8 protein-coding genes and 1 pseudogene are annotated in these 16354 nt (G+C 35.4%); all 9 read left to right on the top strand.

The window, feature by feature from the left end:
- Positions 1-433: 433 nt before the first annotated feature.
- The 9 genes and pseudogenes from H1220_03435 to H1220_03475 all read left to right on the top strand — a co-directional run bounded on the left by H1220_03435 (position 434) and on the right by H1220_03475 (position 16314).
- Complete coding sequence (locus tag H1220_03435; GenBank protein QMI86639.1) at positions 434-1120, top strand: hypothetical protein; 687 nt, start codon at positions 434-436, stop codon at positions 1118-1120.
- Between the two features lie 520 nt (positions 1121-1640).
- Positions 1641-1955: a hypothetical protein gene (locus tag H1220_03440; protein QMI86415.1), complete on the top strand. Its 315-nt coding sequence runs from the start codon at positions 1641-1643 to the stop codon at positions 1953-1955.
- A gap of 660 nt (positions 1956-2615) precedes the next feature.
- A complete protein-coding gene (locus H1220_03445) occupies positions 2616-2963 on the top strand; it encodes a TetR/AcrR family transcriptional regulator C-terminal domain-containing protein (protein QMI86416.1) in 348 nt (115 codons plus the stop codon).
- 71 nt (positions 2964-3034) lie between these two features.
- Positions 3035-3966: pseudogene (locus H1220_03450) on the top strand (nitronate monooxygenase).
- Positions 3967-4749: 783 nt separating this feature from the next.
- Complete coding sequence (locus H1220_03455) at positions 4750-7371, top strand: AAA family ATPase (protein QMI86640.1); 2622 nt, start codon at positions 4750-4752, stop codon at positions 7369-7371.
- 15 nt (positions 7372-7386) lie between these two features.
- Complete coding sequence (locus H1220_03460) at positions 7387-8697, top strand: McrC family protein (GenBank protein ID QMI86417.1); 1311 nt, start codon at positions 7387-7389, stop codon at positions 8695-8697.
- Positions 8694-9428: a hypothetical protein gene (locus tag H1220_03465; protein ID QMI86418.1), complete on the top strand. Its 735-nt coding sequence runs from the start codon at positions 8694-8696 to the stop codon at positions 9426-9428. The genes H1220_03460 and H1220_03465 overlap by 4 nt, the downstream gene beginning before the upstream one ends.
- A gap of 453 nt (positions 9429-9881) precedes the next feature.
- Positions 9882-10658: a hypothetical protein gene (locus tag H1220_03470; GenBank protein QMI86419.1), complete on the top strand. Its 777-nt coding sequence runs from the start codon at positions 9882-9884 to the stop codon at positions 10656-10658.
- Positions 10659-11073: 415 nt separating this feature from the next.
- Positions 11074-16314: a Cna B-type domain-containing protein gene (locus H1220_03475; protein ID QMI86420.1), complete on the top strand. Its 5241-nt coding sequence runs from the start codon at positions 11074-11076 to the stop codon at positions 16312-16314.
- Positions 16315-16354: the final 40 nt, after the last annotated feature.

The raw sequence follows: 16354 nt of genomic DNA on the forward strand, positions 1-16354 counted from the left end.
CCATATTATGATTAGACGTGGAATACATACAGGAGAGGTACAAGTTGTTTTGATAACAAATGGGAAAAAAGGTGTGACAAATGAATTAGTTGCAGATATTGTAGATAGAGCACCAGACGTCAAGAGCATTGTTCAAAATATCAATACAAAACGTACCAATGTTATTATGGGTAACGAACAGAAAATATGGTATGGAAAAGACTTTATTTTAGATACTTTACTGGATAAAACATTTGCAATTAGTTCAAAATCCTTTTATCAAGTAAATCCGGAACAAACAGAAAAACTATACCAAGAAGCTATAAAAGCAGCTCATTTAACACAAGAAGATTGTGTGATTGATGCGTATTGCGGTATCGGAACGATTGGCATTTGCCTAGCCGATAAAGTTAAACACGTTTATGCTATGGAAATTGTTGAGGATGCTATTGTTATGGCAAAACAAAATGCTCTAGCTAATCATGTGCACAATATGACGTTTGAAGTCGGTTCTGCCGAAACAGTGCTATCTAAATGGGTGAAAATGTGGGAGAGAGTAGATAGTGGAGATAATATGGTAGGTGAGAGAGAAACGAATAATGGAGGAACTGTAGTTCATAGGGAAAGTTTAGACGATAAAAGTAGGTTAAATGGAGAGGGAGGTTTAGAAAATAGGGGTAGATTAATCGGTCGGGAAGAGATGGAGAATGAAGGTAAGTTGAATAGTGGGGGAGGTTCAGAAATTAAAAGTGAATTAAACGATGGGGGAGAGATAGACAACGAGAGTAGGGTAAATGATGGAGAAGGGATAGACAATGAGAGTAGAGTAAACGACGGGGGAGAGATAGAAAATACAGGTATGATAATCTTAGGAGAAGTTACTCAAATAAAACAAAGTGCGTTAAGACCAACAGTTCTTATTGTTGACCCCCCTCGTAAAGGATTAGATAGTAGTTTCATTCATACCTCTGCTAAGTTAAATCTTAGCCGTATTGTTTATGTGAGCTGTAATCCAGCCACAATGGCACGAGATGTTGCTTTGTATGGTGAGTACGGGTATGTTGTGCAATATGTTCAGCCGGTGGACATGTTCCCTGGGACGAGTCATGTGGAGTGCGTAGCTCTGCTCGTAAAATCTTAGAATCCTTTGAACGAAAGGGATAGTAAAACGCCTTGACATCAAGGTGTTTTGTCGTATGGTGGGTAAGTATCAGAGTGAGAGTTGAAGTTGAAGTGGTGGGATTGAAAGCTTGATGGTAGAATTATTTATTCCCATAAACCCTAGTGGGTACGGGTTTGTTTCCATAGACAAGGGGCTTATGGGAATAAATGTACCCCCCTGTTTTTATAAATGAAACTCTAGAAAGGTTTGGTCTAGAGAAGTGTGAGAACTGTTTTTGATACAATTTTTAAATATGTTAATATATTCAATATATCTAGGGAAGAAAAGCAAAGAGTAGCACTTGCTCGAGGGGTGCTATTGTCTTCTAAATTTTTGTTAGTGGATGAGGTTAATTCAATGATTGACGAACAAACAACTAGGGATATAAGGGGATATCTATCACAACGAAACGTAGGTTTTATAGAGGTAGCACATAAAGTTTCCAAAGAGGACAAAATATTGTATGATAAATTTATAAAAGTTGAAAGGATTGTATAATATGATTACGTCATTAAAAGATTGCCAAAAGAAGATTTTAGAAAATAAAAAAATGAAAGGCTTTAATACTACAGATATTAAATTTGAGTTACTATGTTTATATGGAGAGGTTAATGAATTATTTCAGGCATATTTGAAGGATGATGTTTCAAATATTGCAGAGGAATTAGCAGATGTAGCTATTTTTTTACTTGGTATTTCTGAAATTCTCAATGTAGATCTTGAAACTGCAATCATTGAAAAAATTGTAGTCAATGAAAAAAGAATCTATAATGAAAATGGTTCAAAATTATCCACTCCGGCCAAGAAAGTGTAAAGTAGGTTATTTTCAACTATAGTGGATAGTTAGAAAATACTTTACGTATGAAGTAACCGCATGTAACTATTTTTAGCTACATGCGGTTTTAAAATATTTTCATAAGAATCACAATTAAACAATGATAATATCTCGTCTTCTAAGACATTATAATATAGAAAATGATTAGAAAAGCAGTGTTCAAAATGAAAACACATTATCTGAAAGTTAAATATTTACATTTGTTAGGAGTGGTAGATGAAAAGTAATAAGAAGTTTGGGAGAGAAGCATTTTAGGAACTCGCTGAAAAAGTATGCTTATAGACTAAATAAAATGAAAAATAAGGTATCTTGACAAATCATTAAAAAACTCATATTTTTCAATATTGATACCAAAAGAATCGTTTTTTTAGTTTGTAGAGCAAACAGTCTTTAGGTAGACATATTTTCTGATGAGTTTGTTGTTCTCGATAGGCTCAACGCTGAATAGATAGTAGTGGTTCCGATTGTTCTTGGCATTTTCTTTATTCAGTTTAAGGTATGGTTTTCTAGACATAAGGGATTCCTCTTTTCTTTAGTTCAGTGTAGAACACTTTATAATTTTTGTCTAGTTTAGTGTAACCTATTCAATCTATCTGTGATGAGTTTATTTTTCAGTATATAGCTATCTTACATCAAACAGTGAGTCCAAAATATTTTGATATTGATAAGACAGTAACTTATTTTGATGAAATGGCTAAGCAATCTAAATTAATTAAAGTTATTTTTCAGTTGAATTTAGAGGGCTATTCTCCTTATCGTATGATGCAAGTACAAATTGAAGAAGAGATTGCGCTCACTTTTTCTCAAAAATATCCTAAAGTTAATAAAGAAAAAATGTCACTTTTTTGCAAACTCTATGCTTCTAGTGTATTATCTACAGTCAGTTGGTGGATTGAAAATTATGAGAGTCATACAGCAGAAGAGGTGGTTGAGATGATAGCTACATCTATGAGTAATGGTTTTGAGCGGATTTTGGTCGACAAATAAAGAGGTTTTGTCTTTAATCACTTTTTTTATTTTGTTAGACTAATCACAAATAAAAATAAAGGAGACTTTATATGTCTAATCGTGTTTGTGAAGTACTTAATATTGAAAAGCCTATTATTCAAGGGCCTATGGCTTGGATTTCAACAGCACCATTGGTTGCTGCGGTTTCTAATGCTGGAGGCCTAGGAGTTCTAGGCGTAGGTTTTGCTCCAGATGAGTTTGTTAAAGAACAGGTTGAGGAAACTCGAAAATTGACAGATAAACCGTTTGGTATCAATACAGTTCTTATACCTGAGAACCTTGATCGTTTAACTAAGTTGATTTCTGAAATAAAACCACCAGTTATATATGCAGATACACTGATTAATGTAGATGAACAAATTTGTCTTCATTATTTTAAACTTTGGCATGATGCGGGATGTAAAATAATTTTGAAGGCTTCAACTATTGCTGATGCAATTGCTGCTGAAAAAGGTGGAGGTCATACTACAGTTGAAGCCATCACTATTCTTGTTCCACAAGCTACGGATGTATTGAGTGTGCCAGTTGTTGCATCAGGTGGTATTGCGGATGGACGTGGTTTCGCGGCTGCGATTGCTCTTGGAGCAGAAGGTATTGAAATGGGAACAATCTTTATGGCTGCGGAAGAAGCTTCAGTTCATCCAAATGTTAAAAAAGCTTTAATTAATGCAGGTGATATGTCAACGGTTATTACAGGTTATTCCACAGATGAGCCTTGTCGCCAAATTAAAAATAAACTTTCAGATGAAATGATTGAAATTGAAGCAAATAATACTAAGGAAGTTGCTGCGGAACTTCTTCGTACAGTAGCTGAAAGTTCTCTTAAAAAGGCTATGATTGATGGAGATATGGTGGAAGGTGCAGTATGGCAGGACAAATTGTACCACTTATCACTGAAATTAAATCTGTCGAATCTATTCTTAGTGAAGTGATTGAGGGTGCTAAGGTTGAACTTGTAAGAGCTAGTCAATTTAAATTTTAATAAAAAAATTAAGCCTATTCAGAATCTGACTAGGCTTTTAGTGTATACTGGTGTTCGATGTATTTGTAACTGTATTTCATTCAATAATATAATTTCAAAGCCAAGCTGCCACTTTCGTTCTCTAGTATAGGAGTTTGCTAGGCACATGTGGAGGCGGTCGTATTACTGTCAAAAATAAGCACATCTAAGTAAGAAAAACTTTTGAAATCAAAGGCTTTTCTGAGTTCTATCGCTAAACGAAAGAAATGAATCTGGAAAAGCCTTAGTTTTTATCGATCTTATCAACTACTTGGGGACATATTCAAAACGAATTGGAAATATTACTCATTTGGTTTATAATATAATTTAGTGTTAGTGTGTATTCAGGTAACTAATAATGATACTGAGAATAAATACAGTGTTAATGATGCGGTCTGGATTGTGGCAGCGTTATTAGCAGCGGAACAGTATACGATGAAATCGAGTGCGACACGTGAAGATATATTCTTTAAGAAGTCGGATATAGTAAAGAAAGCTCAATCATTGATAATAAATAAAGTTGATTCTGTTAGAGTGCTATGGTGGGTTAATTCCGATAATGAAAAGCATATACAGAATTATTTGAGAGCGGATTCAACGGTTGATTCTACTTCAAGACGACTTTCAATGATGGATGAGTTTCCTGATAAAATGTATCCTACGGTATTAAGTATGTCAGATAAGTTTGATATAAACGGTCTCCAAATGACAATGGAAGAATTATTTTTCTTTGTTGAGAAGCAGTACCAAGAGGTGATAAAGAAAATGGTAGCAATTGATATCGATTACAAAGGAGTATTGGATTACTTGGGGAATAACCAGGAAGTTCCATATTCAAATCCAGAGGCAGTCGGCGTTGATCCAGTAGAAAAGGATAGACTACTTAAGGTTAAAGAAAAAGGACAGGCAGCGGTTGCTGAAATGAAAAAGATGGCAGCGAGTTGCGAGCAATTGTTCGGCTTGGATAAATGTTTGCCTATTTCTTGGCTGGATGGCTCAAACACGAAGACTAGAAAATATCTCTGGGCGCAGATAAAATATAAGGATTACGCAGCTAATCCTACTAGTATTTCTTTGTTTGTTGAGAAAGACAATGGTATGACAAGATACCGCATTAGTTTGGAAATAAAGAATGATGGCACTGATAAGAAAACGATGGCATTATACCATTCTCATTTAGATATTCCGAAAGAAGATGGAATGGTTTATGTGTCTGGAAGTGACGAGTGGGGAAATCCAGCAATCATTACAGACTCGGTAGATCAGATCAAAGCAAAGATTGATTTAGGTGAAATTCGAAAGGTTCAACTTTGTGTTTATGTTGAGTCAGCAGAGGGTAAAACAAACGAACAATATGACGCTGATGTAATGGCCGCAGTAAAGAAGATCATTCCATATTACGAGTATGTCATTGGAAAATTCTCTACACAATCAACTGGCCGTGCATGGCTGTTAACATGGAATCCTGCAAGCTGGAATTGGACAAACTACAAAACATGGTGTAAAGATACAAAGCTTGGAAACAAATTTGTTGAGTCTTGGACTTGTGCAAGTAAGCAACCTACTGTTGGTGATGAGATTTTCTTGATTAAGACAGGTTCTAAACCTAGAGGAATTCTTGCTCATGGATATGTAGTGAAAGGCGCTTATGAAGCAGATCACTACGATCCTGAAAAAGCTGAAGCAGGAGTTAAATCTAATCACATAGATACAGAATATGACTGGATTCAAGATTATGATACAGAATCAATGTTGATGCAGGATGACCTTAAAACTACACTTCCTGACCAGCAGTGGAGTCCAATGGGATCTGGTATCGAGATTAAATCAAGTGTTTTACCAGAATTGAAAAAGATGTGGTTAGAACTAATTGGCAAGAAAGCTGACGACGTTACATACTGGCCAAGTTTAGAAGAATATGATCCGGGAATCACAAAAGAGAAGTGGACCGAATTGCTTAATGATCCGGATGTTACAAATAAAGATAGCCTAAAAATGTTCAAGATGATACTTGAACTGGGTGGGAAATCTACATGTGCTAATCTTGCTGAAATCTATGGAGGTTCAGCTGGTTCATATAATAACTGGGGACGTATCTTTGGTGAGAGAGTACATAGAAAGACGAATTGTCCACTTTGTGTTGATGGAGGTCGTCAGCGCTATTACACAGTTCCGTTTGTTGGGAGATATGTAGTAGAAAAGGGTAAACGTAGATACTCTTGGAAACTTAGAAACGAATTGGGGGAGGCATTAAAGGGAATGGATTTATCTCATATTGATCTTACAACGGAGGAAGAATCAGTAATTGCATACGATAAAAATATGATCCTGTATGGCCCTCCAGGAACAGGTAAAACATACAGCACTGCAATTTACGCTGTGGCTATTTGTGATCAGCTTGATCTGGATAGTGTAAAAGCTATGGATTATGACGAAGTGATGATTCGTTATCGTGAACTGCTGGATACAGGTAGAGTGGCGTTTACTACTTTCCATCAGTCTTATGGATATGAGGAATTTATCGAAGGCATCAAACCAGTATTGAATTTTGGAGATGACATAGGATATACGATTCAAGATGGAGTTTTTAAAGCATTTTGTAAAGGTGTAACTATGCCAGAGAGTAATGAAATTGATCGTAATGCTAAAGTGTCGAAAGTTGTGCTTGAATCTGGTGATTTAGTTCAAAATAATAAGGTGTCATCAAATAAGAATTATGTGTTTATTATCGACGAGATCAATAGAGGAAATATCTCAAAGATTTTTGGTGAATTGATTACGTTGATCGAAGACACTAAGAGAGAAGGAATGGATGAGCAGGCTGCGGCAGTTCTGTCTTATTCAGGAGATCTGTTTAGTGTTCCGTCTAATGTATATATTCTTGGAACAATGAATACTGCAGATCGTTCGATTGCTTTAATGGATACTGCCCTTCGTAGAAGATTTCAGTTTGTTGAGATGATGCCAGATGCGAATGTACTCAGAGATATTAGTGCTGACAAGGTAGATGATCTTGATGTTGTAGAAATGCTTGAAAAGATTAATGAACGTATTACTTTCCTCTATGACAGAGAACATACAATTGGTCATGCGTTCTTTACAAAACTTGCAAAAGATCCAACAATAGAAACCCTAAGGGCAATCTTCGAAAATTCTGTTATTCCGCTTCTTCAGGAATACTTCTATGAAGATTATCAGAAGATCCAGTTGGTCCTTGGTGATAATGGAAAGACAGATCCTTCAACGAAGTTCATTCTTGACGAAGAGGTTAAAGTCAAAAGTATATTCAAGGGCAATGCAGATGATGTTGTTGATCTTCCTGACAAGAAATACACCATCAACAGTGAGGCATTTGATAACCTTGAAAGTTACAAACAGATTATATAAAGCGTGGTGAGATAAATGGATAAATTGCTAGAGGTGAGAGAGTTTGATACTATTACCGGAAATGTTGATTTCGAAAATGATGAAAAATATAAATATCTTGATACAGCGACTTTCCATAATCTTGTGGAATTTATCCATGAATTCTCAGGAGATGAAAAAAATGCTGATGCATTGGATTTTATGCACATTTCTTATAAACGTAATGTTGGTGATATCGTAACTATCAAGAATTATGTAGGTTTGATCCAGATGAATAGCGGTTATCAGATACAGATACTTCCTAAGATTAGCTTTGATTCTGGAGAAGACACTGGTAATAAGGAAACAAAAAGAATATTCCTGAAGATGCTAAAAAGCATGAAGGATTTTCCTAGTAAGGTATTTAATGATTCTAGTTTAAAAGTGGATCGCATGAATCTCTATGAGATTTTTATAAATATGTATCTGCAAGAAGTACGACAGCTGGTTAAGCGTGGCATTAAATCTGCATATGTTGGACAAGAAGATAATCTCAAATTCTATAAAGGGAAACTTCTTACAAGCCAGCACATAAAAACAAACATGGCGCATAGGGAAAGATTCTATGTTGCCTATGATGAATTCCATCCAAATAGATCAGAGAATAAACTTGTCAAAGCGACATTACTTAAATTACAGAAGTTGACAACGAGTACTGAAAACTCAAAAGAGATTAAACAGTTGTTGACAACATTTGAAATGGTGGAACCTTCAACGAATTATACGAAGGATTTTTCACAGGTGAAAATTGATAGAAATACGAAAGACTATGAAATGCTTATGCAGTGGTCTAAGGTATTTCTTATGAATAAATCATTTACAACATTCTCTGGTAAGAATACATCAAGGGCATTGTTATTTCCAATGGAGAGTGTATACGAAAGTTATGTAGTGCAGCAAATAAAGAAGGTGCTAGGACCGGCAGGCTGGGAAGTGTCAAGTCAGGACAAAGGATATTATTTGTTCATGGATCCAAGACGCCAGTTTGCGCTGAGACCAGATATCGTTTGTAAGCGTGGTGATAGAATCGTCATAATGGATACCAAATGGAAAAGCCTCATCAATAGTGAACACGCCAATTATGGTATTTCTCAAAGTGATATGTATCAAATGTATGCTTACTCTAAGAAATATGAAACATCAGAAATCTGGCTTCTCTACCCATTAAATGATGAGGTGCGTGATTATTCTGATATAGAATTTGAATCTGGCGATGGAACAACAGTCAGACTGCATTTTGTTGATCTGACACGTATGCCAGAAACGCTGGAAGAATTAAGAGATAAGCTGGAGGTGATTGAGTCATGACAATCGAGGAAAAAGTAATAGAAGTCATCAATGACTATGTCAGCTCAAATGGAACTACATCAAAGATGACGCCGGATCAATTGTACAGTCTTGTGACAGCTACATATCCTATGAACAGGAACAGCTTTTTGCCGGCAGATTATTGCTATAACAGAACTAATGAAGGTATCGATTTTGAAAAACACTCACATCTTTTTGAAAGAACTGATGACGGAAACTATCTTGTTTTAGGTGAAGACTATCTTTATTCTGGACCTGTATATTACAGATGTAGAGGTGAAAAGGAAGATAGTATACGAGGAGTATGGACTAATGGCTCATTTGAAGAAGGTGCTGCCGTTGTAGATACGATAGCACTTCGCCTTAATGACCTGTTTGATGGGATTAAAAATACACTTAAGTTAATTCCGGTAACTGTATCAGCAGAAAAGAATATCGTTTCAGTAGGCATTCTAGAATTGTTGGTATACGGAATTAGTGTCGAGAAAGAAGTGTATAAGATATTCAATGTTACTTCTGACTGGGCACAAAAGACCTCTTATCACTGCGATGAAGCTAAAGATGGCACGTGGTTCTATTATCTGGAAACAATCGATGAGTGTATTGGTGAAGTGAAACGCCTTGTATCATTTGAAATTCAGAAATCTGGACAGGCTAACCATACAAGTGAAGTAAGTCAGATGGTTTCTCCTACGACCTTTGAAAATACATATACACATTTTGTTGAGTAGGCAGATAGAAATGCTGAATCAAAAAAAGCACAAGGTTTAAAGATTCCTTATGTTTTTAAGGAAAGACCGATTTGTGATGGGCAGATTTTAAAGGACAGTATGGCCAAGGTACTTCAAGTGTGACACCTTATATGAATTGGTGGGTGGTATCGATATACTGCCTTTTTGAGAATGGAAATATCATCATGTGTATTGAGGAAGAAAGATATGCTCATTTAAAGAAAATTCAGATCAAACCATTACGATATAGTTTGATTGGTAATAAGAAGGTGAACACTGCGGTGTTCTATGCAGTACATAAAACTTATGTAGATTATGGAGAATTATATGAAAAGTTCCTCCAGGTTTGCGAAGAGATAATGAGGTTAGGTTTAAAGTAAGGTCGTTTAGTAGGAGACTTCTTACAATGACTATTTAATATGCGTATACATATCAAGTAAGGAGGACTAATAGATGAATTATAAAGAGACAGGTTTTAGACCGTTTTATCAACACTTTTGTGTATTACCAATAACAAAGACAACGAAGGCTGCTCTTGTTGATTTCCCTGGTGCAAAGAAAGCAAATGGTGTACTTACCTACGGCTACTATGATAGTGAAGATGAATTGACATTAGAAGTAATTGCAGCAGCACAAATAAAGGACGGAAATGCAAGCTTTTGGGAAACATCTAAAGAAACAAGATCCTTTATTAGAGTAGGAGCCGTCGCTGAAGATGATTTCCTTTTCTTTGCAGATGAGGATAGAAGCTTAGCGAATCGTTATGAGGATAAAATCGAGATGCTTCATTATTATGATGCTGATGAAGAAGTTGAAAAAACAAGAGAAATGTCTTTCCTAGATAGTTGTAGACATGAGAATTATATTGACGATATCCTTGTGTATCTGTGTAAGGAGGGCAATCAGCCAGAAGGTTGCTGGACGAGAATTATCGGTCTTGGAGATCATTTCTTTATGGGAATTCTCTTAAACGAGCCAGATCAGGATTTTGGTTATCACGTAAGTAAGATGTTAAATTATGTTATTTCTGTTATTGGTTTATCTGTAGTTATACCATTAGCGATTAGTTTTTCTACAGCAGTTATTAATATGTTTAATTCGAATATTAAGGCAACAGATCATATTCAATTACTTAATAATACTATAGTAGATAAGATAGTTTATATATTAGTAATTGTGTTACTTGCTATTCCAGTTTGGAATAGCAAAATAGAAAAATTGAATAGTTAAAATCAAATACTTGAGTTATAGTTTCAAGTCTTTATTCATATATTTATTATAGAACTTCTTTTTTTGAATACTCACTACAATCACAATAAGATAAAATTTCTATAATCTTTTAACAATATACAGTATTTGCTGCCTTTTTCATAAATTTTAAGACTTATATTATTAAGACCTGATATTTTTAAAACAAACAAAAAATACAGAATAAAATATTCGTTCTACTACATTAACATATTCCCTGAATAACTTTTATTGTTGATACATTTCAAAAAAATGTCAAAATGATGAATTAGACAATAAATTGTAAAGTTTTTCCGAATAAATCCTTGACAAATTACGGATGATTGGTCGTATAATATGTGTAATAATATATTCAAATTTTTATCAAAAAATAAAGTATAAAAGGAGTATGCACAATATGAGTACAAAAAGTTTAAAATGGCATTCAGTATTTGTGATTTTTTTCACTTGCTTGTTTTGTATGAATTTGAAAACGATTTATGCTACAACAGTTACTGTTAATACTCAAGATGAACTTATTCAAGCATTGGAATCAAATAGCGATAATATTCTAATTAATTCTTCTTTCGAAATATCTCGTTCTATTGATTTATCCCAAAAAACAGTTGAAATAACAGCATCTGATGGTGTTGAATTAACAACAAACGGTTTGATAGAGAATATGTTTATCGCTTCTGGTGGACAAGTTACTTTTGAAAATATTCGTCTTAATGGGAATAATCAATCTCGTTTATTTCTTGTTACTAATGGTGCAACATTAACGCTAAAAAATACCATTGTAAAAAAAGGAACGACTCAATTATTTGAAAAGAACATAATAGATACTGTAAATAAACAACGTTATAGTGGTGGAGCTATTTTTTCGGAGCATGCAACATTAAATTTAGAAAATGTTGAATTTATAGAAAATACAACTAAAAAAGATACCCCTGTCGTTGAAAAACCGGGTGATCCTATTTTAGCCCCTCACGGTGGAGCGATTTATGCTGGAACGAGTACGATTAATATTGTAGGTGGACGCTTTAGTCATAACAGATCAGGATCTTCACCAAATGGTTCAAATGGAGAAGGTGGAGCGATCAAACTAGAAGGTGGATCTAAACTTTATATTAATAAAGATGCAGCTTCAACTGATAAAACTACTACGGTATTTGAAGAAAATAGCAATGATGATTGGCAAACAAAAGGTGGATATCAAGGTGGAGCTATTGAAGCAACTGATAGTGAAGTTGTTATTTATGGAACAACATTTAAAGTTGCTGGTCCATTTAATACTGGAGGAGCTATTAAATTTGAAAATGTATCTCATGCTGAAGTTCATCATTCTAATTTTACTTTATTAGAGGGAAAAGGGGAAATTGGTGTTGCAGGTGGAGCAATTACTTCAGAAGGATCACATTTGACAATTTCCAATACAACTATGTCTGTAGGAGATGGCACACGTGTTAAAGAAGCAGGTGGGTTAATCCAAGTTGTTGGAAGTGGAACATTTAATTTAATCGATTCTACTTTAGAAGGTCGTGGAGCATTTTGGAATGCAGGAAAATATACTGCTAAATATGGTGGAGCTATTTCATTTTATACAGGTAGTACCGTTACTGCTAAAATAGAAAATACAACTATTCGTAATTTTATGGCAGATGTATCAGGTGCTGCTATTGCGATTTCAAATCAACGTGATGAAGTATCTGGTGTTGATTTAACTTTGAAAAATACTAGATTAATAAATAATGCGGCATATACATATGGAAACTGGTCGTATGGTGGCGGCATGTTTATAGGACCAGGTAATACCGTGCTTATGGATTCAGGTATTATAACTGGTCCTACATATTCCAATAATGCGGGTGCTATTTATAATCAAGGTAATTTAACATTAACAGGCGGTGCTAATATATCCGGTAATAACGCTTATCAAATGGTTGGTGGTATCTATAATGCTGGGTATTTAAAAGTTGATAATGCGACTATACAAAACAATTCAAAAGGGGATTGGGCTACCGGCTATGATCACCAGTTGAAAAAAGGCGAATATAGTGGTGAAAATATTTACGCCGCAAAAGATGTCATTATCACGCCAAATGCCACCATTCAAAATGGGGATGTGCGTGTTTTAGAAGGACAATCTTCCATTATTTTAACGGGAGCATTGACGAAACCAATTAATGTTTCTATTAGTGAAACACCTAAATTGATAGCTACCGGTATCGCTATGGGATATATTGAAAATGCCAATCGTCACGTTGGTTATGTTGTTGCTAGAGGGGCGAATAATAATGAATTTGCAAATGAAAAATTAAAGACAAATGCTTATGAAGCGACTAGTGAAGATGCTAAGTTATTACATTATGTAAGTAAAGACACTACTCAACCGATTGCACCACTTTCAGATCATATAAGTGTTGGAATGTGGGATTTTGTATTAAATCCAATGACTAAGCAAGTTGTTTTAGGACAACGTGCTAAGATGATTTATCATGCAAATGGCGGAACTTTTGATTCCGGAACGGAAAAAGAGTTTTTATATACAATATATAGTTCAACTGATCCTTGGACAGATATTCCACAATTAAAATTATTGGATGACGCTTCTCAACCGACACGTCCGACGTATGCTTTAGTCGGTTGGTATAATCATCATGCAGATGGCACAGAAGATAATAATCCAATAACAGATGCAGAAATAGTAGCAAATAGAGATGCCAATCCATTCGATTTTTCATTACGATTTGCATCTGGAACAACACCGATTACCAATATTGTCACTCCAAATGTATTGCATGCGTATGCAGGATGGGAAAAACAGATACAAGTTCAAGTTACAAAACAATGGGCTAGTCGTGTTAAAGAAACGAGTGTTACTGTTCAATTGTATAAAAATGGTAATCCAGAAGGAAACCCTGTTCAATTAACAGAAAATGGAAATTGGACATATACATTTATGAAGCTTCCAAAATATAGATCGGAAAATGTAGAAAATGTATACACAGTGAAAGAAGTTGGTGAAGCGAACAATCGAGTAACAGTAGGTGACCATACATATACTGTTGATGTGGAAGGAAATCAAGAAAATGGCTATACGATAACCAATACGTATGTACCAGGAAAAACGGAATACACTGTAAACAAAGTCTGGGTGAATGGACCAACAGAAAAACCAACGATTTCAGTACAGTTGTATCAAAATGAAGCAGTTTATGGCGAAGCCGTAGAATTGACTTCAGGTACAATAAGCCATACATGGCGTGATTTACCAGCAACAGACAATACTGGAGTGGCTTACACCTATACAGTAGATGAAGTCAACGTTCCTGCAGGGTATGAAAAAGCAGTTGTAGATAATACTATCACGAATACGTATGTACCAGGAAAAACGGAATACACTGTAAACAAAGTCTGGGTGAATGGACCAACAGAAAAACCAACGATTTCAGTACAGTTGTATCAAAATGGAGCAGTTTATGGCGAAGCCGTAGAATTGACTTTAGGTACAACAAGCCATACATGGCGTGATTTACCAGCAACAGACAATACTGGAGTGGCTTACACCTATACAGTAGATGAAGTGAACGTTCCTGCAGGGTATGAAAAAGCAGTTGTAGATAATACCATCACGAATACGTATGTACCAGGAAAAACAGAGTACACAGTAAACAAAGTTTGGGTGAATGGACCAACGGAAAAACCAACGATTTCAGTACAGTTGTATCAAAATGGAGCCGTTTATGGTGAAGTCGTAGAATTGACTTCAGGTACAACAAACCATACATGGCGAGACTTACCAGCAACAGATAATAGTGGAGTAGCTTACACCTATACAGTAGATGAAGTCAACGTTCCTGCAGGGTATGAAAAAGCAGTTGTAGATAATACTATCACGAATACGTATGTACCAGGAAAAACGGAGTACACTGTAAACAAAGTCTGGGTGAATGGACCAACAGAAAAACCAACAATTTCAGTACAGTTGTATCAAAATGGAGCAGTTTATGATAAAGCCGTAGAATTGACTTCAGGTACAACAAGCCATACATGGCGTGATTTACCAGCAACAGACAATACTGGAGTGGCTTACACATATACAGTAGATGAAGTGAACGTTCCTGCAGGGTATGAAAAAGCAGTTGTAGATAATACCATCACGAATACGTATGTACCAGAGAAAACAAGAGTCAGTGTTACAAAAGTATGGCGTGGAAACGTCAGCGAAAATAGTGTACAAGTACAGTTATATAAAAATGGAGAAGTAATGGGTGCTCCTGTTACCTTAAACGAATCTAATCAATGGAAATATGAGTTTACAGATTTATTAGTCGTAGATACTCCAGAACAACCAACACCAAATGTATACACAGCGAAAGAAATTGGTGAAGCTAACAATCGAGTAACAGTAGGTGACCATACATATACTGTTAATGTTGAAGGAACGCAAGCAAATGGCTATACGATAACAAATACCTATGTTGAGCCAATCAAACCAACACCACTACAACCAGGTAAAACAACTGTAAGTGTCACAAAAGTATGGCGTGGAAACGTAAGCGAAAATAGTGTACAAGTACAGTTATATAAAAATGGAGAAGTAATGGGTGCTCCTGTTACCTTAAACGAATCTAATCAATGGAAATATGAGTTTACAGATTTATTAGTCGTAGATACTCCAGAACAACCAACACCGAATATCTATACCGTGAAAGAAGTCGGGGAAGCGAACAATCGAGTAACAGTAGGAGACCATACATATACTGTTAATGTTGAAGGAACGCAAGCAAATGGCTATACGATAACAAATACCTATGTTGAGCCAATCAAACCAACACCACTACAACCAGGTAAAACAACTGTAAGTGTCACAAAAGTATGGCGTGGAAACGTAAGCGAAAATAGTGTACAAGTACAGTTATATAAAAATGGAGAAGTAATGGGTGCTCCTGTCACCTTAAACGAATCTAATCAATGGAAACATGAGTTTACAGATTTGTTCGTTGTAGACACTATGGAACAAGCAATACCGAATATCTATACCGTGAAAGAAGTTGGGGAAGCGAACAATCGAGTGACAGTAGGAGACCACACATATACGGTTAATACAGAAGGAACGCAAGCAAATGGCTATACGATAACAAATACCTATGTTGAGCCAATCAAACCGACACCACTACAACCAGGAACAACAAGTGTCAGTGTTACAAAAGTATGGCGTGGAAACGTCAGCGAAAATAGTGTACAAGTACAGTTATATAAAAATGGAGAAGCAATAGGTGCTCCTGTTACATTAAACGAATCTAATCAATGGAAACATGATTTTACAAATTTATTAGTCGTAGATACTCCAGAACAACCAACACCGAATATCTATACCGTGAAAGAAGTCGGGGAAGCGAACAATCGAGTAACAAAAGGAGCCAACACATATACCGTTAATGTCGAAGGAACTCAAAAAAATGGTTATACAATAACCAATACATATGTTGAACCAATAGTACCTACTAATTCTTCTAATTTAAGTAAAGTATTGATAGAAGAAAATAAAAATTCTATTTTGCCAAAAACAGGAACTATAGATTCTTCTATTTACTCATTAGTTCTATTTGTTATTGCTGGAGTAGTATACTCATTTAGAAATAAAAAAGAATAAGTGATTTTATCAGCCGATAATGAGGAATGTTCTTCGTTAT

The sequence above is a fragment of the Carnobacteriaceae bacterium zg-84 genome (assembly GCA_013874835.1).
In the GTDB taxonomy this organism is placed as follows: domain Bacteria; phylum Bacillota; class Bacilli; order Lactobacillales; family Aerococcaceae; genus WM01.